At 43.3% G+C, this 23398-nt stretch carries 23 protein-coding genes and 1 riboswitch; of the genes, 16 read left to right on the top strand and 7 right to left on the bottom strand.

Annotation, left to right across the window (positions count from 1 at the left end):
* The first annotated feature begins 26 nt into the window (after nucleotides 1-26).
* The 3 genes from ERX27_RS02400 to ERX27_RS02390 all read left to right on the top strand — a co-directional run bounded on the left by ERX27_RS02400 (nucleotide 27) and on the right by ERX27_RS02390 (nucleotide 3727).
* Entirely contained in the window at nucleotides 27-1463 is a 1437-nt protein-coding gene (locus ERX27_RS02400) for a 6-phospho-beta-glucosidase (RefSeq protein WP_133431241.1), read from the top strand.
* Between the two features lie 249 nt (nucleotides 1464-1712).
* On the top strand, nucleotides 1713-2078 hold the full coding sequence (locus ERX27_RS02395; protein ID WP_133431240.1) for a hypothetical protein: 366 nt from the start codon (nucleotides 1713-1715) through the stop codon (nucleotides 2076-2078).
* A gap of 239 nt (nucleotides 2079-2317) precedes the next feature.
* Nucleotides 2318-3727, top strand: a complete 1410-nt coding sequence (locus tag ERX27_RS02390; protein ID WP_133431239.1) for an MDR family MFS transporter — start codon at nucleotides 2318-2320, stop codon at nucleotides 3725-3727.
* A gap of 27 nt (nucleotides 3728-3754) precedes the next feature.
* Here ERX27_RS02390 and ERX27_RS02385 read toward each other — a convergent pair whose 3' ends face one another.
* Nucleotides 3755-4468, bottom strand: coding sequence for a hypothetical protein (locus tag ERX27_RS02385; protein ID WP_133431238.1), 714 nt, complete (start codon nucleotides 4466-4468; stop codon nucleotides 3755-3757).
* 106 nt (nucleotides 4469-4574) lie between these two features.
* Here ERX27_RS02385 and ERX27_RS02380 point away from each other — a divergent pair, with 106 nt between their 5' ends.
* From ERX27_RS02380 to ribH, 5 genes are all read left to right on the top strand, one after another.
* Nucleotides 4575-6029 carry an FAD/NAD(P)-binding protein gene (locus tag ERX27_RS02380; RefSeq protein ID WP_133431237.1) on the top strand — a complete coding sequence of 485 codons (1455 nt, stop codon included), beginning with the start codon at nucleotides 4575-4577 and terminating at the stop codon, nucleotides 6027-6029.
* A 162-nt stretch (nucleotides 6030-6191) separates the two neighbouring features.
* A riboswitch (FMN riboswitch) is annotated at nucleotides 6192-6322 on the top strand.
* A gap of 117 nt (nucleotides 6323-6439) precedes the next feature.
* The gene (gene ribD / locus ERX27_RS02375) at nucleotides 6440-7447 is read left to right on the top strand and encodes a bifunctional diaminohydroxyphosphoribosylaminopyrimidine deaminase/5-amino-6-(5-phosphoribosylamino)uracil reductase RibD (protein WP_133431236.1); all 1008 of its coding nucleotides are present in this window, start codon (nucleotides 6440-6442) and stop codon (nucleotides 7445-7447) included.
* 1 nt (nucleotide 7448) lies between these two features.
* Entirely contained in the window at nucleotides 7449-8048 is a 600-nt protein-coding gene (locus tag ERX27_RS02370) for a riboflavin synthase (RefSeq protein ID WP_133431235.1), read from the top strand.
* Nucleotides 8033-9217 carry a 3,4-dihydroxy-2-butanone-4-phosphate synthase gene (ribB, locus tag ERX27_RS02365; RefSeq protein WP_133431234.1) on the top strand — a complete coding sequence of 395 codons (1185 nt, stop codon included), beginning with the start codon at nucleotides 8033-8035 and terminating at the stop codon, nucleotides 9215-9217. The genes ERX27_RS02370 and ribB overlap by 16 nt, the downstream gene beginning before the upstream one ends.
* Nucleotides 9214-9669, top strand: a complete 456-nt coding sequence (gene ribH / locus ERX27_RS02360) for a 6,7-dimethyl-8-ribityllumazine synthase (protein WP_133431233.1) — start codon at nucleotides 9214-9216, stop codon at nucleotides 9667-9669. The genes ribB and ribH overlap by 4 nt, the downstream gene beginning before the upstream one ends.
* A gap of 38 nt (nucleotides 9670-9707) precedes the next feature.
* Here the strand turns inward: ribH and ERX27_RS02355 are convergent, their stop codons facing one another.
* A complete protein-coding gene (locus ERX27_RS02355) occupies nucleotides 9708-10700 on the bottom strand; it encodes a proline dehydrogenase family protein (protein ID WP_133431232.1) in 993 nt (330 codons plus the stop codon).
* 413 nt (nucleotides 10701-11113) lie between these two features.
* Between ERX27_RS02355 and ERX27_RS02350 the strand changes: the two genes are divergently transcribed.
* From ERX27_RS02350 to ERX27_RS02340, 3 genes are all read left to right on the top strand, one after another.
* Complete coding sequence (locus ERX27_RS02350) at nucleotides 11114-12196, top strand: AAA family ATPase (protein WP_133431231.1); 1083 nt, start codon at nucleotides 11114-11116, stop codon at nucleotides 12194-12196.
* Complete coding sequence (pnuC, locus tag ERX27_RS02345; RefSeq protein WP_133431230.1) at nucleotides 12196-12945, top strand: nicotinamide riboside transporter PnuC; 750 nt, start codon at nucleotides 12196-12198, stop codon at nucleotides 12943-12945. Before ERX27_RS02350 ends, pnuC begins: the two co-directional genes overlap by 1 nt.
* 107 nt (nucleotides 12946-13052) lie before the next feature.
* Nucleotides 13053-13388, top strand: a complete 336-nt coding sequence (locus tag ERX27_RS02340) for a hypothetical protein (protein WP_133431229.1) — start codon at nucleotides 13053-13055, stop codon at nucleotides 13386-13388.
* A gap of 14 nt (nucleotides 13389-13402) precedes the next feature.
* Here the strand turns inward: ERX27_RS02340 and ERX27_RS02335 are convergent, their stop codons facing one another.
* The gene (locus ERX27_RS02335) at nucleotides 13403-13915 is read right to left on the bottom strand and encodes a gamma carbonic anhydrase (RefSeq protein WP_133431228.1); all 513 of its coding nucleotides are present in this window, start codon (nucleotides 13913-13915) and stop codon (nucleotides 13403-13405) included.
* A 66-nt stretch (nucleotides 13916-13981) separates the two neighbouring features.
* Here ERX27_RS02335 and ERX27_RS02330 point away from each other — a divergent pair, with 66 nt between their 5' ends.
* The gene (locus tag ERX27_RS02330) at nucleotides 13982-14779 is read left to right on the top strand and encodes an alpha/beta fold hydrolase (RefSeq protein ID WP_133431227.1); all 798 of its coding nucleotides are present in this window, start codon (nucleotides 13982-13984) and stop codon (nucleotides 14777-14779) included.
* 44 nt (nucleotides 14780-14823) lie between these two features.
* Complete coding sequence (locus tag ERX27_RS02325; protein ID WP_133431226.1) at nucleotides 14824-15228, top strand: transcriptional regulator, SarA/Rot family; 405 nt, start codon at nucleotides 14824-14826, stop codon at nucleotides 15226-15228.
* Nucleotides 15229-15245: 17 nt separating this feature from the next.
* Here ERX27_RS02325 and mnmM read toward each other — a convergent pair whose 3' ends face one another.
* Together mnmM and mnmL are read right to left on the bottom strand one after the other, a co-directional pair.
* Nucleotides 15246-15797 (bottom strand): tRNA 5-(aminomethyl)-2-thiouridylate-methyltransferase MnmM, encoded by a 552-nt coding sequence (gene mnmM / locus ERX27_RS02320; protein ID WP_133431225.1) that lies wholly within the window; start codon nucleotides 15795-15797, stop codon nucleotides 15246-15248.
* Nucleotides 15787-16737 (bottom strand): tRNA modification radical SAM protein MnmL/YtqA, encoded by a 951-nt coding sequence (gene mnmL, locus ERX27_RS02315; RefSeq protein WP_133431224.1) that lies wholly within the window; start codon nucleotides 16735-16737, stop codon nucleotides 15787-15789. The genes mnmM and mnmL overlap by 11 nt, the downstream gene beginning before the upstream one ends.
* A gap of 91 nt (nucleotides 16738-16828) precedes the next feature.
* Between mnmL and ERX27_RS02310 the strand changes: the two genes are divergently transcribed.
* Nucleotides 16829-17989, top strand: coding sequence for an MDR family MFS transporter (locus ERX27_RS02310; RefSeq protein ID WP_133431223.1), 1161 nt, complete (start codon nucleotides 16829-16831; stop codon nucleotides 17987-17989).
* A gap of 171 nt (nucleotides 17990-18160) precedes the next feature.
* Here ERX27_RS02310 and ERX27_RS02305 read toward each other — a convergent pair whose 3' ends face one another.
* Nucleotides 18161-19069, bottom strand: coding sequence for a nuclease-related domain-containing protein (locus ERX27_RS02305; protein ID WP_133431222.1), 909 nt, complete (start codon nucleotides 19067-19069; stop codon nucleotides 18161-18163).
* A 301-nt stretch (nucleotides 19070-19370) separates the two neighbouring features.
* On the opposite strand from ERX27_RS02305, the gene leuS reads away from it, so the two are divergent.
* Nucleotides 19371-21785 (top strand): leucine--tRNA ligase, encoded by a 2415-nt coding sequence (gene leuS, locus ERX27_RS02300; protein ID WP_133431221.1) that lies wholly within the window; start codon nucleotides 19371-19373, stop codon nucleotides 21783-21785.
* A 9-nt stretch (nucleotides 21786-21794) separates the two neighbouring features.
* The gene (locus ERX27_RS02295) at nucleotides 21795-22076 is read left to right on the top strand and encodes a rhodanese-like domain-containing protein (protein ID WP_133431220.1); all 282 of its coding nucleotides are present in this window, start codon (nucleotides 21795-21797) and stop codon (nucleotides 22074-22076) included.
* Between the two features lie 12 nt (nucleotides 22077-22088).
* On the opposite strand, the gene ERX27_RS02290 is transcribed toward ERX27_RS02295, so the two are convergent.
* A complete protein-coding gene (locus ERX27_RS02290) occupies nucleotides 22089-23348 on the bottom strand; it encodes a BaiN/RdsA family NAD(P)/FAD-dependent oxidoreductase (protein WP_133431219.1) in 1260 nt (419 codons plus the stop codon).
* Nucleotides 23349-23398: the final 50 nt, after the last annotated feature.

The following is a 23398-nucleotide window of genomic DNA, read 5'->3' as shown; positions in this document are numbered from 1 at the left end:
TCTATATTAAAGAGGAGGAATATGGGATGACTCAATTACCTGAAAGTTTTTTATGGGGCGGTGCACTCGCTGCTCATCAGTTTGAAGGGGGCTGGAATAAAGGAGGGAAGGGGCCGTCTGTAGTGGATGTGCTGACAGCGGGTGCGCATGGTGTGCCGCGTCGTATCACTGATCAAGTGGAAGCGGATGAATTCTATCCGAATCACGAGGCCATCGACTTTTATTCCAACTACAAAGAAGATATCGCTCTCTTTGCAGAGTTAGGGCTGAAGGTTCTGCGGACCTCTATCGGCTGGACACGTATTTTCCCGAAAGGAGACGAAGCTGAACCGAACGAAGAAGGTCTGAGGTTTTATGACAAGGTCTTTGATGAACTGCTGAAGCATGGCATCAAGCCTGTTATCACGCTCAGCCATTTTGAGATTCCGTTACACTTGGCGCGTGAATACGGCGGGTTCCGCAGTCGTAAAGTCGTTGATTTCTTCGTTCGTTTTGCTGAGGTCGTATTCGAACGTTATAAAGATAAAGTGGAATACTGGATGACGTTCAATGAGATCAATAACCAGATGGACGTCAATAATCCGCTCTTCTTATGGACTAATGCAGGGATCCAGGTAGAAGAAGGAGAAGATGCGCGAAGTGTCATGTACCAGTCTGCACATCATCAGCTGCTGGCAAGTGCCAGAGCTGTAGCAGCAGGGCGGAGAATCAATCCTGATTTCAAGATCGGTGCAATGGTCTCGCATGTCCCTGTCTATCCTTATTCCTGTCATCCGAAAGATATCATGGCAGCTGAAATCGCGAACCGCGAACGTTTCTTCTTCCCGGATGTGCAGGTCAGAGGCAAGTATCCAGCGTATGCTTTGAAGGAATTGGCACAACTGGGTATTGTTCTGCCGGTTGAAGCAGGAGATGAAGCAGATCTTAAAGCCGGGACGGTTGATTATCTGGCGTTCAGCTATTATATGTCAACAGTTGTCAAACACGATGCAGTTCATACAGCAAGTGACAGTATGATCAACGGCGGGTTAAAGAATGGCGTTGATAATCCCTATCTCGCATCCTCTGACTGGGGCTGGACGATCGATCCGCATGGTCTGCGCTATGTCCTTAGCACGTTATATAACCGTTATCAGCTTCCGCTTTTTATCGTTGAGAATGGTTTCGGTGCCGTGGATGTTGTTGAAGCAGATGGCATACATGACGAGACACGAATAGATTATTTCAGCAAACATATAGCAGCTATGAAAGAAGCGGTGCTTGAAGATGGTGTGGATTTGATCGGCTATACACCGTGGGGCATCATTGATGTCGTGTCATTTACGACAGGCGAGATGAAAAAACGCTATGGCATGATATATGTCGACCGGGATAATGAGGGACAGGGATCGATGGAACGAATGAAAAAGGATTCCTTCTACTGGTATCAGAATGTCATAGCGACTAATGGACAGGAAATATAGTTCAATGCTTGATGAACTTGAATAGATCATCTCATTAATTGATAAAATTATTTAATATATAATTATGTACAGCACAATGTTTTTTATATGTAATATAAATGCATTTGATAATATGCTATTACCCTTTCTGTCATACAAATATAATATAGAATGAATTGTGTTCTTGATATAATGATTGAAATTATATCAACGACAAGCATCATCATGGTATAAATCAAACATTATAACAACGACGATAGGGGAACAGACATGCCATATTTTGAATTTTTAATCGCTGTGAAGAAAAAGGATATGAAAGCCGTGGATAACATCGTGGCTGATGAAGTTTTCACCTCAATTGTAGAAGTGGACGGTACAAGACTTAATCTGGAACGTGCTGCATTCCTGGCACGCATTGAAAGCAAGATAGCTGAAACAGAGCACTGGGATTTTGATATTATATATAAGGCAAACATACAAGAACGGGTGATTGCTTTTATGGAAGTCAGTCGTGAGCTGAAAGACCTAGAAAGAAAAAGAGAGAAAGTAGCCTGGTTGCTGACGTTCCAGAAAGTTGATGATGGGTTTAAGCTGGTCAGACTGTATGCTGAAGAACTGGAATTAACAAGGGTGTGAGATAATTCGTCCCACATCCTTTTTTTAATCATATTGACCATTGATGCAGCAAGTGGAAGCATATTATGCACGACTGGCCTCTATTTATCCGGCATGATGAATGTCGAAGTTTAAAGATGAACTGCGACATTTTTATTTACGGAGTATTGAAATGATGTTTACTTTGTTAATGTGATAAAGTAGATGTATAGATAGTCATATCGCTTGAAAGTTATTAGAGGCAATAGAAAGGAAACTGAATGAAAAAATCTAATCTGATCATGATAATCTTTATGACAGGTGCATTCTTTACGTTTTTAAATGAAACACTGCTCAACATCGCTTTAACAGAACTGATGCATTATTTCGAGATTGATGCGCCGACTGTCCAGTGGCTCGCTACAGGCTTTATGTTGGTGATGGGCATGCTGATGCCTCTATCAGCTTCACTTGTCCAGTGGTTCACGACGAGACAGATGTTTATCGGTCTGATGAGCATCTTCCTTATCGGCACATTGATCGCAGGCTTCTCGGTTAACTTTCCGATGCTGTTAGCCGGCCGGATGATCCAGGCAGCAGGTACGGGTCTTTTGATCCCGACCATCATGACCGCGATGCTGCTGTTATTTGAGCCGCATGAACGCGGTAAGGCCATGGGGAACTTTGGTCTCGTGATGATGTTTGCGCCGGCTATCGGTCCGACATTATCAGGTATTATCGTTGATTTATTAGGCTGGCGCTGGTTATTCTTCGTCGTAGTACCGTTCGTCATCGGCTCTATTCTGCTGGCACTGCGCTATCTTGAAAACGTCACTGAAGTCACGAGACCGAAGATCGATGTGCTGTCAGGACTTCTGTCATCACTGGGCGTAGCGAGTGTGATCTATGGATTCAGTGCAGTCGGGACAAGTGCAGGCGGTTTTACGAATCCGGTTGTTTTAGCGACGATTATCCTGGGAACAGCGGCTTTAATCATCTTCGGGCTGCGTCAGCGCACACTGGCTGAGCCGATGCTTGACCTTGCGGTGTTCAAATATACGAACTATAGTCGCGGTATGGTGATATTTGCAGTAGTGGTCATGGCAATGTTTGCCTCCAATATCGTCATGCCGATGTATCTGCAAGGTCCGATGATGTTCTCAGCTAAAATAGTCGGTATGATTCTGCTGCCGGGCGCGCTGCTGAATGGTTTTCTGTCACCTGTCATGGGTCGGATCTTTGACACTATCGGTCCTCGTAAAATGATTATCCCGGGCATGCTTGTGCTTGCTTTGGTCATGTTCTTTTACTCTGTCATTCATCCGGGTATTTCAGTAGTCATTTTTATCATTGCGCATATTCTACTCATGATCAGTATTTCGATGATTATGATGCCGAGTAATACAAACGCACTGAATCAGCTGCCGAAACGACTTTATCCGCATGGGACTGCCATCAGTAATATGATGCAGCCTCTTGCAGGAGCGATGGGTGTATCACTCTTTATCACAATTATGACAAGTGGTCAGCAAAAAGCGCTCGATGGTATTACGAAACCGACAACGGCGCAGATTAATGATGCCCTGACGGTTGGTGTTCATCATGCCTACTGGTTTGCGACGGCACTGGTCGTTGCAGGTCTCATCATGTCACTGTTTATCACGCGCAGCGTACCACCTGAAGAACAATAGGCCATCTCGAATGAGATGGCCTATTTTTTATGCACCGACTTCCTTGGCATGTTTAACGGGGCCAGGAATATCGAGGCGGACACTATTGATTTCTGAGAAAGTTGTCACTCCATTGTTATGGACAGTGGTTTTGTCATTTTTAAGTTTCAGGTCATTGGTAATTTTCTCAATCTGATTGCGTTTATCGAAAGTAAAAGTGATCTCGTTTTGAATGTCTGGATAAGTTTTCTTCAGATTATTGATGGCTTTTTTATCTTCTTTGCTCTGACCGAAAACTTTCAGGTATTCATCATAGCCGTTAATTGTCTGTGTCAGTGTATGGTCTTTGTACTTGGCAGCTGTCATCTTGTCGAGTAGCTGAAACTGCTCGCTGTAGAGAAGCGGTTTTGTCATCGAAAGCAGCTGAGAACCACCGAGTTTCGATATATCCACCCATTCGCCTTCTCTCTGCAGAATAGCTTTCTTATCATAGACATAGAATTTACCGTCTTCTTCTGAATTCTTGACGGTTACTTCCTGATTGTCATCCTCATCTTTTTTAAGTCCGAGATAAGTCTGTGTTTCTTTATTGTTTTCTGTTGACTGAGTCTTATAAGTGGATGCATAAGATTTTACATCGTCTTTCATTTGCTGTGCAGCCTTAATCTGTGACGCTGTATCTGTCACTTTGACGGCCTCTTCTGACTGACAGCCAGCCAGTAAAGCTGATGCAAGGAATACAGCAGATAATCTTTTATACATATCGAACCTCCGAAATTCATAGTCTCTTTAGTATAATAACATTAATGTCTTATTCGCAACTGAAGTAGGGTATGATAGATAAAATGAACATTTTAAGGAGGACAATATGAAAGTAGCAATTATCGGTGGTGGCGTAGCCGGGACCCACGTCCTTAAGTATTTACTGAATCATAAACTCGGCAAGAAACTGGAAATCACAGTTTTTGATGACAAAAAGTATATGGGTAAGGGACGTGCTTTTCAATATGAAGATGTGGAAATGCTGCTCAATTACCCGGCAAATCAGTTGTCTATGAAACGGAATAAGAAAGATGACTTTATGAAATGGGTGGAAGAGAACCGCTCTGTAGAAGAAATTCAGGCGCGTGAAGGGGATAATTCGAACGAGGAGGGCAACATCTACTTCTCTCGTCAGTTGTTCGGCAAATATATGGAAGCGCAGTTTGAAGCGCTTATTAAAAAAGGCAAGGTTACAGTGGTGACCGATTATATTCGCGCGGTGAAGAAACGTCCTGGGGGCTATGAGCTTGAAACACAGGATCAGAAGTATCAGTTTGATCATCTTTTTATGACAGCGGGACAACTGCCGGCAAAGGATCCTTATAAACTGAAGGAAACGGATCACTTCATTTCATGGCCATATCCGCTTCATACTCTTGAAGTAGAAACAGAGAAAGATTATGCGGTAATTGGTGCCGGACTCAGTGGACTGGACTGTATGCGCTATTTAACGAAAGAAGGCTCTAAAGTGCTCGTTGCCTCTCATTCAGGAGAAGTGCAATCCGTGCGCGGTAAGATGGTGACGTTCAAAATGAAGTACTGGACAGCAGCGAGTTTCCGTAAAATCCGTAAGAAAAATAATGACTTTATTCCTCTGGATAAAGTAGTGGAACTCTTTAAGAAAGAATGTGATCATCAAGGCGTAGATTTTGAAAAATTCTACGGTGTCTCACGCAAAGATCCAGTGAAAGCGATGCAGTTTGACCTGAAAAATCATGAAGCTATCGGCGCACTGCAGTCGATGTTTTATCAGATCATGTTCGAAGCGTCGCAAATCTGGCCTTATATGACTAAGGAAGATAAAGCACGCTATCAAGAAGAGCACGCACCATTCGTCGATCACTATTCAAATCCGATGCCAGAACCAAGCGCGGAAGAACTGATCGACCATATTGAAAATAACAGAGTCGTGATTAAAGCAGGGCTGGAAGCTATCGAATATAAATATCGTAAATATCGTCTTCAATATGAAGATGGTTCTGAAGACCGTGTACATTATGTCATCAATGCGACAGGTCCAGCTAAATATTTAAGTAAAACTGAGGTTAGTCCGATGCTTGAAGGTCTGCTGAATGACAGTCTGATTGCTGAACATGCAGACGGTGGTATTCAAGTGATGCCAGGCGACGGGCGAGTTATCAGTCCGAAATACGGCGTACTTGACGATTTTGTTGCGTTAGGACAGCTGACAGGTGGCGTCAATATGAAGAACAATGGTGTCTATGAATTGTTGTTAGAAGCACGCCGGGACGTCAAAGCGTTCTATGATCGTATTAAATAGGTTGATGGAAGCACTCGTTGAAAGTGCTTTTTTTGTTGGGAGAGGTGAAAGCTGGTGCAAAAACGATCAATTGCATCAACTTTTTATTCTAACTACCTTCATCTTGCATTTAATGCTTAGAAGCTGTACGATTAATACGTTAGGCAACTAACATAACTTCATACATTCTTTCGGGGCAGGGTGAAATTCCCAACCGGCGGTCATAGCCCGCGACCCTTTATCGATGTTCGATATTGGCTGATTCAGTGAAATTCTGAAGCCGACAGTTAAAGTCTGGATGGGAGAAAGAATAAGACACCATTGTAAGATGGTTTATTTGACCATGACTTTTTAATGCTTACAAGGTCTTATTTGTGATACCTAAATTCAAGGCGCCTCTCAGGGCGCCTTTTTATTTTGAGGAGGAACAGATGTATCTTAAACAAGCTTTTGAACTCGTTAAAATGACGGCGGGACAGACCGGACGTAATCCGGCAGTGGGCTGCATCATTGTAAAAAATGGCGTCATCATCGGTATAGGTGCTCATCTCAAGGAAGGAACCGCGCATGCTGAGGTGCAGGCGATCAAAATGGCAGGAGATGCAACAGACGCAACACTTTACTGCACGCTTGAACCTTGTAATCACACAGGCAAGACACCGCCTTGTACTGAAGCGATTATTCAGGCAGGTATCACAAAGGTCGTCTTTGCTGTTCGTGATACTAGTCTGGATGATACAGGTATTCGATATATGGAATCACATGGTATAGAAGTGATTCATGCGCCTGACTCTGCCATCTCCGCGTTTTATGAGGCTTTCTTTACTTCAAAAGAGGAGAAACGTCCTTATGTCACGCTGAAGCTGGCTTCGACACTTGACGGTAAACTTGCCGATGACTTTGACAACAGTAAATGGCTGACAAACACGGCTTCACGTCAGGATGTACACCGACTTAGACATAGTCAGGATGCAGTACTCGTCGGCAGAAAAACTTATGAAATCGATAAGCCAAAGCTCGATGCGCGTCATGTCAGTGACAAGGAGCCTGCCAAGGTGATTATCTCGCAGTCGGGAGATGTAACGCTCCACGAAGCGGATAGAATGAACGGACAGAGAATCCTCGTTATCAGCCCGGCAGAAATCCCGCATGCGGAGACTTTAATCACACAAGATTTCCGTCCGGCACATCTCCTGGAACTTCTCTATCAGGCAGGCATCAGCCGGCTGATGATAGAAGGTGGTTCCGGCGTCATCAGTGAATTTATAGAACAGGATTGTTTTGATGAAGTCGTCATTTATTACGCCCCGAAACTACTTGGCGGCACATTGAACAATCGTTTTTATCATACAGAAGAAAGTCGGATGACTCAGCTCAGACTAGTGGATATTCAGCAGTTTGAAGATGATGTCCGTCTGACTTACCGAAAGGGGCAGTAAGATGTTTACAGGTTTAATTGAAGAAGTAGGTACGATAGAACGCATCAAGCAGCAAGGTGCACTTAAAATGACGATCCGCTGTAAGAAAATACTTGAAGATATTAAGGTAGGTGACTCAATCGCAGTCGATGGCACGTGTCTGACAGTGACTTCTTTTACACCTCAGTCCTTTGATGTGGATGTCATCATCGGCACATCAGACCGTACAAAATTCAAGGCAGTGAGCGCCGGTTATCAAGTCAATTTAGAGCGTGCACTCCTGCCGACGACACGTCTCGGCGGTCATTTCGTCTCAGGTCACGTGGATAACACAGGCAAAGTGCTGCGTAAACTGTCTAAAGGGAATGCTATCGTCTATCACATCAGCCTGGATAAAAATGACCAGAAATATGTCATTCCAAAAGGCTCCATCGCAGTCGATGGCACGTCACTGACCATCTTTGAATTGAACGCGAATTACTTTGAGATACAGTTGATCCCGGAGACACAGGAAGCGACTAAACTGATGTCCCTCAAACCGGGCGACACGGTTCATCTCGAGTTTGATATGCTCGGCAAATATATTGTCAGACAGGAGGCGCTCGCATGTTCAGCACAATAGAAGAAGCACTTATCGATCTGAAGGCGGGTAAACCGGTGATTGTTGTCGATTCAGAAGACAGAGAAAACGAAGGGGATTTAGTCGCTGTTACAGAGTTTGCAGCGCCTGATGTTCTCAATTTGATGATTTCAGAAGCACGGGGTCTCGTCTGCGCGCCTTTATCACGTGAACTGGCTGAACGTTTTAATCTGACACCGATGACTGCACGTAATGATGATCCGCACGGTACAGCTTTTACCATCAGTATCGACCATGTGTCATCTACAACAGGCATCAGTGTGCAGGAGCGTTTTGATACAGTCCGTGCACTACTGGGCGAAGACAGCCGCTGCTTTAATTCACCCGGCCATATTTTTCCGCTCATCGCGAAAGACGGTGGTGTACTGGAAAGACAGGGACATACAGAAGCCTGTGTTGACCTCGCCGGGCTATGTGGCGCTAAAAAAACAGGTATTATCTGTGAAATCATCAAGACGGACGGGACGATGGCAAGACGCGATGATCTCGTCCAGTTTAAAGAGAAGCATGACCTGAAGATGATCACTATAGAAGCGCTGGTTCATTATCGTAAACAACAGGAAGCACTCGTCAAGCGAGAAGCAGTCGTTGATATGCCGACAGATTTCGGACACTTCACGGTATACGGCTATAGTGAAATCTACAGTGATAAAGACCATGTCGTCTACATGAAACCTTACGAAGGTGTGCCCGACATCCGTTTACATTCTGAATGCTTGACAGGCGATGTCTTCCATTCAAGACGTTGTGACTGTGGTACCCAGCTCGAGAACGGACTTCGCCATATCGATGCGCACGGTGGCCTGCTCATATATTTAAGACAAGAAGGGCGCGGCATCGGTTTGATCAACAAACTGAAAGCATATGAAAAAATAGAAAAGGGTCTCGACACAGTTGAGGCAAACGCGGCACTCGGTTTTGATGCAGATCTTCGTGACTATGGTGTCGCTGCTGCCATACTCCGCGACCTCGGCATTCCATCTGTCAATCTTATCACCAATAATCCGCGCAAAATTGATGGTTTAAGAGACTACGGCATTGACGTCAGAGTGCGTATTCCCCATCAGTTTTCAAGCAACCCGGACAACAGTCATTATTTAGCAACAAAAAAAGAAAAATTAGGACATTTACTGGAGGAGAATTTAATATGAAATATGATGCGAAAGTAACAGGACAAGGACTTAAAATTGCGATTGTCGCTTCTAGATTCAATCATTTTATTACAGACCGCTTAGTAGAAGGTGCAGTGGATACATTAATCCGTCATGGTGTTGAAGAAGAAAGTATCGACCAGCTGCTGGTGCCTGGCGCATTTGAGATTCCATTTATCGCACAGAAACTGGCGAAACAGGGTAAATACGATGCCATCATTACACTGGGCTGCGTCATCCGCGGTGCAACCACTCATTATGACTATGTCTGCAATGAAGTAGCAAAAGGTGTGTCTAAAGCCAATGAATTCGGGATTCCCGTTATCTTCGGTGTCCTGACGACAGAAACAATTGAACAGGCGATTGAACGTGCCGGTACTAAAGCAGGCAATAAAGGTGGCGAAGTCGCAGTTGCTGCAATTGAGATGGCCAACTTAAATAAAATGATATAAAAAAACTCGGATGTCAGCAGACATCCGAGTTTTCTTTATTATTTACGTTTTGCGAGTAATGCTATTGCTGAAATCGCAGCCACAGCACCTGCACCAATTGCGATGTTTTTATTAACTTGCGGTGTAAAGATAGACTTCGTCACAAGCTGTAAGTTCTGAGGGCGTTCTGCTAAACGACGGACGAAGTAACCATACCAGTCCTGACCAAATGGCACATAGACACAGAACTGATAGCCTTGTTTCGCGATTTCTTCCTGCAGCTCAGTACGGAAGCCGTACAGCATCTGGAATTCAATCAGGTCTTTGTTTAAGTTATGCTGATTGATGAATTTCTTTACGTGATTGATGATGTTATGATCATGAGTCGCGATAGAAGTCATCGCTTTAGCACTCAGAAGACGCTGCTCGATCAACTTGATGTAGTTCTCGTCGATATCTTCTTTTGTCTGATAAGCCACTTCAGGACTTTCCTTATAAGCACCTTTTACAAGACGAAGACGCACATCTTTGTATTTCTCGATCTCATCAGTTGCGCGGAAGAGGTAAGCCTGAATCACAGTACCGACATTTTTGAATTCACCTTTTAAACGGTCAAGAATTTCAAAAGTCTGTACGGTATGATTGTAATCTTCAGTATCCATGTTGATATGCATGTTACCGTGCTGATAAGCAGCCATCAGAATTTCACGTACGTTTTCGTAGCAGAATTCTTTATCTACATCTAGACCGATCTGTGTTAATTTAATCGACATATGCGCTTTGACGCCGGCATTGTCGATCGCTTTGATCATAGCGATGATCTCTTCCTTAGCTTTTGTTGCTTCTTCCTTAGAAAATACAAACTCTCCTAAGTTATCAACAGTCGCTGTGATGCCTTTACGATTTAATTCTTTAATTGCTTCGATAGTAGATGGGATATCGACACCCGCTACGACTTTATTTGCACCGAGTGTCAGACCATATTTTTTTGCTGCCGCATTCAATGTCTGATTCTCGCTTAACATGATAAAGAAATCTCTTGTTAAACCCATGCTATAAACCTCCTAGTGTTTTCATATAACTTAATATATTTTACTACAAATATTCAAAAAGTTAAGCGTTTTCTTTTTAAGTGAGCTAGTTATTTTGTATAAAATTACTCATTAGACTCAAAGACATAAAAAATAAGTGCCTAATCCTCGGATTGGACACTTTTATCAGCGATGATTTTACTGTCTAGAGGCTGGGCACTGATATCGATAACTTGTGGAAGGACATTAATCAAACAGAGTATAATAATCATTTTTTTAATAAAGTGCATAACGGCCTCCTGCTATTCTCTTCATTATCATTTTATCCTTCTAATATAAAGAAACGTTTAAAGAATTGTAAATTAAATATTTACTTTTTCATCAGTAAGCGCTTTATTCATGTATAATGTAAAAAAAGATGAAGGAGCAAGATCATGAGAGATTTAGGTGTTTACTTTGGTACCTTTGCACCCTGCCATGTGGGTCATTTCGAGCAGATAGTCAGGGCAAAACGGGAGAATAGACGTGCTGTTGTCATCGTATCTGGCTATGACGGTGACCGAGGAGACCTGGCAGGCATGAGTCTCGTCAATCGTACGAAGTCTATGCGCGAATTGCTGAAAGATGATGATAACGTAACGGTCAGAAAACTGGATGAGACTTATATTCCGAAGTATCCGGCCGGCTGGCAGCCCTGGCTGGAACTGCTGGCAGCCCATATTTCAGAAGGGGGCGGTGAATTTAATTCGGTCACTTTCTATGTAGGTGAGGATGAGTACATCGAACCGCTGAACACTTACTTTAAAGCGAAATGGCCGGAGCGCGATATCGTCATTACACGTGTTGACAGACGTATTACGGGTATCAGCGGCACATCTATCCGTGAAAACCCGATTTTTAACTGGGATTATGTTACACGTCCGTTCAGAAGATTCTTTGTGCAGAATGTACTGATTATCGGGACGGCAAGTACCGGTAAAACCACATTGACGCGTGACCTGGCACGTAGATATTCCACTTCTTATTCTCTTGAATATTCACGTGAATATCAGACGGAACGTCAGGTTAAAGATGATGAACTGGATATTAAAGACCTGCAGGCAATCGGTATCGGACAGTATGAAGTGAACCGTAAACATATACATTCACCGGGTACACGAAAAGTCTTCTTTGCGGATACAGATGTGATGACGACAAAACTATATTCTAAGATTTATCTGTCTGATGAAGACTATGCAAAAATCGCACCCGTCTTTGATTTCTATATTTCGCAGCAGACATGGGCCCTGATTCTCCTGCTTCCACCGACGACCACATATGTTAATGATGGCTTCCGTGATATGTCGCAGGCAGACACAGATTCACGCAATAAAATGCATCAGATGTTTTTGGATGAACTGGAGCAGCACGGGCTCATGGAAAAGACCGTTGTGCTGCAAGGCGAAAGCTTCCAGGAAAAATACGAAGAAGCACATCGCCTGGTCGATGAGCTGCTGGCGGAAGGGAAAGATAACTGATGTTTCTAGTAAAAGACTTTAAAGGATTTACGACGTATGAGAAGGTGTTATTTGCATTCATTCTAATAGCACAGATTTTTATCCTTGTCTATTTCTGGAATAATGGTGAAGCTTTTAATACCCTTAGCGTTATTTCTGCCATTTCAAGTATCTCGGGTGTTGCATGTGTCATCATGTCGGCTAAAGGACGATTGAGTACTTTCTTCTACGGGGTTATTCAGGCAGCAACCTATGGTTATGTCAGCTATAAAAGTTTTCTCTTCGGAGAAGTAAGTCTTCAAGTTGTATTTGGGATTTTTCAGTTCATCGGCCTCTATGCTTGGCTGAAGAACATGCATAGTGATCATCATACAGATGATCCGGATGTTCAGGAAGTTGATTCTCGAGGACTGAGTATTCGCGGCTGGCTGATTACAATTGCAGTGACCGCACTGGTTTATGTAGGAACAGGTTATTATCTTGATAACTTTACAGAAGCAAAGCAACCATTTGTCGATGCTTTATCTGTAGGTCTTAGTTTAGTCGCACAGACCCTTATGACGCTACGTTATAAAGAACAGTGGATATTATGGATTGTCATTAATATGGTGTCTATCTTCCTATGGGCAAGACTGATGTTGCAAAATGATAAACTGACATTTGAAGGTTTATCAGCTGTCACCATGTGGGTTGCTTTCCTGATCAATAGTGTCTACGGTTACTACTATTGGAAAAAACTACAGGATGTGCAGGTTACTGAGAAATATTAATTTATTGTAAAGGTGGAACAATATTCTTTAAAAACTCTTAATAATTTTCCTTCTGACAGGATGATAGAATAGATATATCTTAATGAATAATCTAAAGAGGTGTATCTATGTTTAAAGATATGGCGTTCTACATTTTCGGGCATGAAATTGATCCGTTTTTACAACTTTTTATTTTTGAACCGATTGTGATTACCATTATTGCAGTTCTCGTCGCAATCGTGACTAAAAAAGCATGGACAATGGCGTTAGTCATTATCCTTCTCAACATCATTGATAATGCAATCGATGTTAACTTCTTATTTGGAGATCAAGGCATTGGTACTATTCTCGGACAGAACGTGGCATTCTTCTTCTCGAATACTTTCTCTATGTTCTATGAATTTGTATTCAGTTTCTTATTAGCTGGTCTGCCAGTTATGCATAAAAAATTCGGTATCGCTTAAGCGATACCGTTTTTTTATTGATGTTCTTTTTTATAGACTTGTGCTTTATCAGCATACTCCTGGACGATACGTTCCATATCCTGATAATCTTCTGGCGTCAGTTCTCTGACGACTCGTGCCGGGCGTCCAAATGCGAGTGTCCGTGGCGGTATTTTGGTACCTGGTGTGACAAGAGAGCCTGCCCCGATAAATGCATATTCCCCGATTTCTGCGCCGTCAAGCACAGTGGAGTCCATACCGATCAGCGCATGATTTCTGATGATGGCAGAATGCAGCGTGACTTTATGGCCGATTGTCACACGGTCTTCAATGATCAGAGGTTTATTCGGTGACTGATGCAGGCAGCATAAGTCCTGTATGTTACTTTCTTTGCCGATAATGACAGGACTGACATCGCCGCGGATGACTGCGTTGTACCAGACAGATGAGCCTTCACCTATCTTAACATTTCCTGTTACAACAGCACCTGGTGCGATAAAAGAAGTTTCATGTATTTCGGGTTGTTGTCCTTGATAGTTCACAAGCATGATGAATCTCCCTTTCTTTTTTTGGTATAATTAATTTTATCATGAAAGAGGAAAGTGGGCAGAGTTATGTGGAAGTGGGAAACGAAAAAAACAGCTAAAGGTGTTGTGGTCATCGTCCATAGTATATTGGAGCATCACGGACGTTATGCCTGGCTGATTACACAGTTAAGACGTCAAGGCTACCATGTTGTCATGGGCGACCTGCCTGGACAGGGACAGACGTCACGTGTCAGAAAAGGGCATATCAATTCCTTCGCTGATTACAGAGAAGCAGTGCTTGACTGGATAGATGTCGCCGAATCATATTATCTGCCGGTTTTCGTCATTGGTTCAGGTCTCGGCGGACTCATCATCACTAATCTGCTGGAACATATCACACTTAAGCTGGAAGGTGTCATCTTATTGTCGCCGCTCTTCGGTTTTCAGCATACAACGACGACCCGGAAGAACTTCTTTGCTTCTAGTTTCGGTGGTACATCTAAAGATGCCAAATTTGATATGAAGATAGATTATGCACAGCTGACTCGTTCTGAAGATGTGATAGCGGAAGTACAGAATGATTCTCTGATGCTGAGTCAGGTCAGTTATCACTGGTACCGTTCAATTATTGAGACGATGAAGGAAACGATGGAAAATCTGGAGCGGATTGAACCGGTTGCGATACAGCTTCATTACGGCACGGAAGACCGGCTCGTAGACTTATCGCAGATCAAGGTATTTGAACGCGAGATGGCTTGTGAAGTGAAGGAATGGTCAGGCTTTTATCATGAACTCCACCAGGAACCTGAAAACGAAAAAGTACTGACAGAAATAGTTGATTTTATGGATAAAAGAATCGAGTATATAGGGTTGATTCTTGAATAAAAGGGTAAGAATAAGCTAATATTGTCTTAGACAGGGGGCATTAGATGTCACGCGAAAAAAATGAACTCAGTGATATGGTCGCACTAAATGATTTACAGAAAGAAATCGATACTATTTTCGATGTTATATCTGATCGATTTGATTTGTCAAAAGAAGAGTATTTGACGATGGTCGCACTATGGGATAATGGCCCGATGTCAATGAAACGACTGAATCAGTATGTGGATATTAAACCTTATAAGCGGACCCGCTTTTTTAATAATTTAGTGGCGAAAGGCTGGATTTATAAAGAACGTCCTGCGAATGATGAGAGAACGGTCATCATTCATTACAATGAGGAAAGAACATCTGATAAAGAAGAAATCGTCAATGTTGCGTGTTCAGCAATCAAGAATAATATGAATGATTTCAAGAATTATTTTGATCAGGTTCTCAATATATGTAAATAAAAACGGTAAGCAGCTGCTTACCGTTTTTCTATTGCACATATAAAGGGTGGGTTGTTCTTCTGATTGATAAAGCCATACTGAATGATGTGTGCCAGCTCCTGATCGAACTCATAAAGGAATTTCAAAACTTCTTCTTTTTCAATCTGTCCTTCTGCATGACCAGGATAGATGACCAATATAATCATTCCACCTGGTTTGAGCAGTTTAAAGAGCGCATTGATTGCTTCAACGGTCGTTGCAGGTAGCGTGGTAATTGATTTATCGCCTTTTGGCAAGTAGCCAAGATTGAAGATGGCGCAGCTGATTGTGTCAGTGACATAATTGCTGACATGTTCATGGCCGTCCTGAATAAAAGTGATATTAGAGTAGTCTTTCGTTTTTTCTTTTGCGTTCTGAATTGCAGCGTCCTGGATATCGAATGCATAAACATGGCCATTTTCTGATACTTTTTCCGCAAGATAAAGGGTATCGTTTCCGTTGCCACAAGTTGCATCGACAACTATATCTCCAGCTGCCGCTGATAAGTCGATGAGTTGTTTGGAGAAGGGCAGGATGCCTTTAAGCTTCATGGGCCACCTTATAGTGCTTTCCTTGCCAGCTATCACGGCGGATGAGTTCCTGGTCGATTGCATTCAGGACTTCCCATTTATTGACGCTCCACATCGGGCCGATCATGAGTTCAATCGGGCCATCTCCTGTGATACGGTGGATGATCATTTCCGGGGGCAGCAGCTCCAGCTGGTCTGCGACAAGGCTGACGTAGTCTTCTTTTGACATGAACTCGAGTTTTCCTTTTTCGTACTGCTTGATCATCGGTGTGCCTTTCAACAAGTGCAGGAGGTGAATTTTAATACCTTGTACGTCCATTTCTGCGACGGCCTTTGCGGTTTCCATCATCATGTCATAGTTTTCACCTGGCAGACCGTTGATGATATGCGAACAGATATTGATATTATGTTTACGGAGTTTAGCGACCCCGTCATAGTAGCACTGCATATCGTGCGCACGGTTGATCAGGTCTGAAGTCTCCTGGTGAACAGTCTGCAGTCCGAGTTCTACCCAGAGATAAGTCCGTTCATTTAATTCTGCCAGATACTCGACGACATCATCTGGCAGACAGTCTGGACGTGTTGCGATTGACAGGCCGACCACGCCTTCCTGCGCGAGCGCTGCCTCGTATTTTTCTTTTAAGACGTGAAGCGGGGCATGGGTATTCGTATAGGCCTGGAAGTAGGCGATATACTGACCGTCTTTCCATTTCTCATGTGTACGGTTCTTGATTTTTTCAAACTGAACAGGAATCGGGTCGACACGTTCGCCCGCGAAGTCACCGGAACCTGCTACAGAGCAGAATGTACAGCCGCCATGGGCCACTGTGCCGTCCCGGTTCGGACAGTCAAATCCGCCTTCAAGTGCGACTTTGAAGATTTTCTGACCGAATTTCTGACGGAGATGATAGTTCCATGTATGATAACGTTTATTGTCTAATGCATATTTAAATTGTTCCATTTAGTCTCACCTTTCTTATTGTAGGATTTTAACACAAAACGTTGTCTTACAGTGAGAAAAAAGTTACGCTTGAAAGAGTGAGGTGAAAAATATGAAGATGCCAAAATTAGTCTGGCTTCTTATCATTGGGATGGCAGTCAACGTGACAGGGGCAAGTTTTATCTGGCCGCTTAACACGATATATATACATAATGAGCTCGGAAAGAGTCTGAGCGTTGCAGGGATTGTACTGATGTTGAATTCCGGTGCTTCTGTTGTCGGCAATCTGCTCGGCGGTAAAATGTTTGACCGTTTCGGCGGCTATCTGTCTGTGATGACCGGGATTTTGATAGCGCTGGTAAGTCTGGTCGGCATGGTCATGCTTCATTCCTGGCCGTGGTATCCAATCTGGCTGATTCTGGTTGGCTTTGGATCAGGGATTGTCTTTCCTTCTATTTATGCGATGGCAGGAGTGGCCTGGCCGGAAGGGGGCAGACGGACGTTTAATGCAATCTATCTCGCACAGAATTTAGGGGTGGCGCTCGGCGCGGCACTCGGCGGCTTTATGGCCGATATCAGTTTCAATATTATTTTTATCGCGAATTTAGTGCTTTTCGTTGTCTTCTTTTTTATTGCTTTCTTTGGCTACAGGGAAGCGGACAATCTTCATAAAGACCGTAAAGTCGAGGAAGTAAAGGAGATAGTGGATAAGAGTAGATTTAATGCGCTTATCATAGTCTGCGTAGCATATTGTCTCTGCTGGATCGGCTATGTGCAGTGGCAGACGACTATTTCAAGTTACACTCAGACTATTGGTATCAGTCTTCAGCAGTATAGTATGCTGTGGGCGCTAAATGGTGTACTTATTATAGTAGGTCAGCCGCTGATCCGACCGTTCGTACGTCTGATTGAAGACAAGATTAAGACTCAGATTGCGGTCGGGATAACGATTTTTATAGTGTCATTTGTCGTGACCAGTTTCGCTGAAAGTTTTATGATGTTTGTTGTCGGAATGGTAATTCTGACGATCGGTGAGATGTTCGTCTGGCCGGCTGTCCCGACTATCGCAAACATGCTTGCGCCTGAAGGACGAGTCGGTACTTATCAGGGCATCGTCAACTCGACAGCGACACTCGGTCGTGCGATTGGGCCGGTTGTCGGGGGTGTCGTCGTCGATCTCTACAATATGCAGGTGATGTTTGTGGTGATGATTGCGCTCCTCATCGTGAGCTTCTTGTTTTTGAAAGTGTATGATAAAGGACTTGAGAAGTGATGGGATAATTTTGAAAAAAGTATAATTTGGACTCTCGCTAACTATTTATGTAGTGAGAGTCCAAATTTTTGTATTATTTAGTCTCTCGTGGAGAAACCATATGCTGAGAGTCCAAAATAATGAATTATTTAGACTCTCGTATCACAAATGTATGCGGAGAGTCTAAATAACCTAGTTACACGTATAAAATCTGCCTTTTGTTTCATTATGCTTGGTAAAATTTCTATCTAAATATCTGGAAATGGTCTTTTTATGTAAGAGACCATCACTCCACAAATGGATTTGTCTCACTGTAAGAGGCTTATCATTAAAAAAGAGAGATATTTCTTTAACAGCTCGTTCCATCACTTCATCAACAGAGTAAGTTTTGCCGCATGGACATGTTATTTTACGAAGCGTTTGTTTCTGTAGAAAATACAGTCCGCATTCACAAAGAATACCTTTCCTGCATTCTTCGAAGGAAAGCTGAATGGGTTTCTCATACTGAGATTGTTTGATATGTCGGTCCATCAAGGCTTTTACAAGATGATTATGAGGGAAGAAATTTGGAACATTTGAAATGTTTTTTATCAAGTGAGTAGCAGACACAAAATTTAAGCAGTGATTATCCGGCATATGTCCGAAAATCTGCTGATCAGGATTAATAAAAACATGGTAATAATGAACAGTATAATTAAGTCCATGAGCATGAAGAAATTGATTAAATAGCTGGAGGGTTCTTTCTTTTTGCATTAAGAGCATGGGAATTTCATGACCACTATCTACATAAAAAAATTGATGCTGCTTAATAAAGATATCATCACTAAAATTCTTCACTTCAAATAAATAAATATCATCTTGCATTAGCAAAAGGGCGTCAATTTGAAACTCTTTATTGTTAAAGGATAATATGAGATCGAACATGACAATACCTTCCGTAAGGTGTTTTTCAACTAATGAAGCGAACTGTTTTTCGCCTTGAAATCCTCTCAGCCGACGCTGCCATTTTAGCATGTCTTCTTCAGTTGTTTGTGTACGCATCAATTTCTGCTCTAACTGCTGAAAACTTTCTGTTTTAGTTAAACGTTTAACAATCTCCACACCACACCTCCTGTCCTCTATTGTAATCGGTAATTTTTTAAACTGTAAAAACTTCTTGCATGTTCATCTTAATCATTTTATAGTAGATATTAACTGGAGTAGTAACCTTGAATCATTTTCTAGAGAGTCAGTGGGGGTGTGAACTGGCATTGAGTACAGGTGAACTTGCCGGGGTTCTGAAATTTAACACATTAAGCTGCACTTAACAGTGAATTGCGGGTGGTACCGCGGTTGTCTATAGAAGACAGTCGTCCCTCTTAACAGGGATGACTGTCTTTATTTATTTTGAGGAGGAATTATTATGAGTTTTAATCATCTGGAAATTGAAAAGAAATGGCAGCAGTACTGGGCTGAGAATAAAACGTTCAAAACAGAAGAGCATTCTGATAAATCTAAATTCTATGCGCTCGATATGTTTCCTTATCCATCAGGCGCAGGTCTTCACGTCGGTCATCCAGAAGGCTATACAGCGACGGATATTATGTCACGTTTTCGTCGTATGCAGGGCTATAACGTCCTTCATCCGATGGGCTGGGATGCATTCGGTCTGCCGGCAGAACAATATGCGATTGATACAGGAAATGACCCTGCAGAATTTACGCTGAAAAATATTCAGACGTTCAAACGTCAGATTCAGGAGCTCGGTTTCAGCTATGACTGGGACCGTGAAGTCAATACGACGGATCCGAACTACTATAAATGGACGCAGTGGATTTTTATCCAGCTGTATAACAAAGGGCTCGCTTATGTCGATGAAGTAGCCGTAAACTGGTGTCCTGCACTCGGCACGGTCCTTTCCAATGAAGAAGTGATTGATGGTAAATCAGAACGCGGCGGTCATCCGGTTATCCGTAAGCCGATGCGCCAATGGGTACTGAGGATTACTGAATATGCAGACCGTCTGCTTGAAGACCTTGACGAGCTTGACTGGCCAGAATCGCTAAAAGATATGCAGCGCAACTGGATCGGTCGTTCTGAAGGCGCTGAAGTCACATTCAGCATCAAAGATTCAGAACATACATTTGATGTCTTCACGACACGACCTGATACTATTTTCGGTGCGACTTATGCTGTTTTATCACCTGAACATGCGTTAGTGGATGCTATTACAACGCATGAGCAGCAGGACGCGATTAAAGCTTATCAGGAACAGGCGTCACGTAAATCTGATCTTGAACGTACAGATCTTGCGAAAGACAAAACAGGTGTCTTCACAGGTGCTTATGCAGTCAATCCGTTTACAGGCGAAGACATGCAGATCTGGATCTCTGACTACGTGCTTGCCTCTTATGGTACGGGTGCGATTATGGCAGTACCGGCCCATGACGAACGTGACTATGATTTCGCGAAGCAGTTTGACCTGCCGATTGTGCAGGTGCTTGAAGGCGGCGACATCTCGTCTGCACCATTTACAGGTGACGGCGTGCACATCAACTCTGGTGAGCTCGATGGACTGAATAAGGAAGACGGTATTCAAAAAGCGATTACGATGCTGGAAGACAAGAAAATCGGTCAGAAGAAAATCAGCTACAAACTGCGCGACTGGTTATTCTCACGTCAACGTTACTGGGGTGAACCGATTCCAGTTATCACTTGGGAAGATGGCACGATGACGACAGTGCCAGAAGAAGAACTGCCACTGATGTTACCGAAGACAGAACATATTAAACCATCAGGAACAGGTGAATCACCACTTGCAAACATCGATGAGTTCGTCAATATCGTTGATCCGAAAACAGGCATGAAAGGTCGTCGCGAGACCAATACAATGCCGCAGTGGGCAGGCAGCTGCTGGTACTACCTGCGCTATATTGATCCTCATAATGACGAGGCACTAGCCGATCCTGAGAAACTGAAAGAATGGCTGCCGGTTGACCTTTATATCGGCGGGGCAGAGCATGCGGTCCTTCATTTACTGTACGCGCGTTTCTGGCATAAAGTGCTGTATGACATCGGCGTTGTGCCGACAAAAGAACCTTTCCAGAAACTGCTCAATCAGGGCATGATTTTAGGTGAAGGTAATGAGAAGATGAGTAAATCTAAAGGGAATGTCGTCAATCCAGATGATATCGTAGCGTCACATGGTGCAGACACACTGCGTCTTTACGAAATGTTTATGGGACCACTTGAAGCATCGATTGCCTGGAGCACAAACGGCTTAGACGGTGCACGTCGTTTCCTTGACCGTATCTATCGTCTCTTCATCACAGAGCAGGGTACACTGACTGAGAAAATTACGACAGAGGCGACACCAGCGCTTGACAAAACTTATAACCAGACTGTGAAAAAAGTGACAGAAGATTACGAAGCTCTTGGCTTCAATACAGCAATCTCTCAGATGATGGTCTTTATCAATAAAGGCTATAAACAGGAGAAAATCAATCAAGCATACGTTGAAGGTTTCGTTAAGATGCTGTCTCCAATCGCACCGCATATCGCTGAAGAACTCTGGCAGAAACTGGGTCATACAGAGACTATTACTTATGCAGCGTGGCCAGCATTCGATGAATCTAAACTAGTTGACGATGAAGTGGAAATCGTGATTCAGATTAATGGTAAACTGAAGAAGAAAGCAATGATTCAAAAAGATATGCCGAAAGAAGAACTGGAAGCATTTGCGCTCGCTGAAGAAGAAATTAAAACAGCGATTGAAGGTAAGACGGTACGCAAAGTCATCGCAGTACCGAATAAGCTCGTTAACATTGTAGCGAATTAGGAGGATACTATGACTTACGAAATATCGCCGCAGGACCTGATGAAAAAGATGGATAGTGAAGAACCGCATATCATTGATGTCCGTGAAGATTATGAAGTACAGATGGGGATGCTGAAAGGTGCTACTCACATCCCAATGAATACAATTCCTGACCATATGCCAGAATTTAAGCAGGACGAACCTTATTATATCGTCTGTGCACATGGCATCCGCAGCGAAAAAGTAACTGAATATTTACGTGACCATGACATTAAAGCATTCAATGTCACAGGTGGTATGGCAGCATTCTGAAAAAGCGGCTCTCTATAAGAGAGCCGCTTTTTGTGCGTTGAGACCCGCGACATAACCCGTCACAAGTGCGCTTGTAATATTATAGCCGCCTGTATAGCCGTGAATATCCAGTACCTCACCGCAGAAAAATAGATTATCATGCAGCTTGGACTGCATCGTCGCCGGATGAATTTCCTTGACGCTGACCCCGCCACCTGTCACAAATGCTTTTTCAATGGACAATGTACCATTGACGGTGAACTGAAACTGCTTTAAAGATGCGATAAAAGTACTTAGAGCATCACGTTTCAGGTGATGGTAACTTGTTGTTTCCTCTATTCCAGCACGTTCCAGTAAGAAGAGGAGATAGCGTTCATGCACCAGTCCTTTTAGGCTGTTCTTAATGGATTTGTCCGGACTCTCTTTAAGCATCTCTTGAACGCGTCTTGTCAAATCGTGCAGTGATTCTTCTGGGAATGCATCGATGGTCATCTGAATATCCTGTTTTTTCTGACGCTGCTGTTCTTTATAGACGAACTGTGAACAGCGAAGAGCAGCGGGACCTGAGACACCGAAATGGGTGAAGAGCATGTCCATCTGATGGGTGATGGCAGGCTTGCCGTTCTTTCTGAGAACGCTGAGTGCCACGTTCTGAAGGCTTAAGCCCTGCAGCACTTTGGACTTGATAAAAGGTTCACTGGAAGTGATCGGCACTTCAGTCGGAAAGAGTTCTGTGATGGTGTGTCCAGCCTGTTCAGCAAATCTGTAACCATCGCCTGTTGAGCCCGTCTGCGGCACACTTTTACCGCCCGTTGCGATGATGACGCTCTGGCAGTGAAATACACCGCGCTCTGTATCGACGCCGATGATCGTGTCACCATCCAAGATCAGATGGTTGACGGCGAGATTTGTTTTAATCTCTACTTGATTATCTCTTAAGTTATTCAGTAATGTATCGACGACATCTTTTGCGTTGTTCGATACCGGAAACATCCGGCCGTTATCTTCTTCTTTTAACTTGACGCCTCTCTTTTCGAAGTAAGCGATAATGCTTTCATTATCAAAAGTATTAAAGGCGCTATATAAAAACTTACCGTTTCCCGGAATGTGTTTGATAATTTCCTCATAAGGCAGGCGGTTGGTGACGTTACAACGACCACCGCCTGATATCTGCAGCTTACGGCCGAGCTTGTCTTTTTTGTCAATGAGCAGGACTTTGCCGCCTTGTGCGCTGGCACTAATAGCAGCCATCAGTCCGCTCGGCCCGCCGCCGATGACGATTGTCTGATACATGTTGATGCTCCTTTTCATAATTAAAAGTAGTTAACCTGAAGTAAAGATGA

The sequence above is a fragment of the Macrococcus brunensis genome (assembly GCF_004359615.1).
GTDB classification, from domain to species: Bacteria; Bacillota; Bacilli; order Staphylococcales; family Staphylococcaceae; genus Macrococcus; species Macrococcus brunensis.
This window is presented reverse-complemented; position numbering and strand designations above follow the sequence as displayed.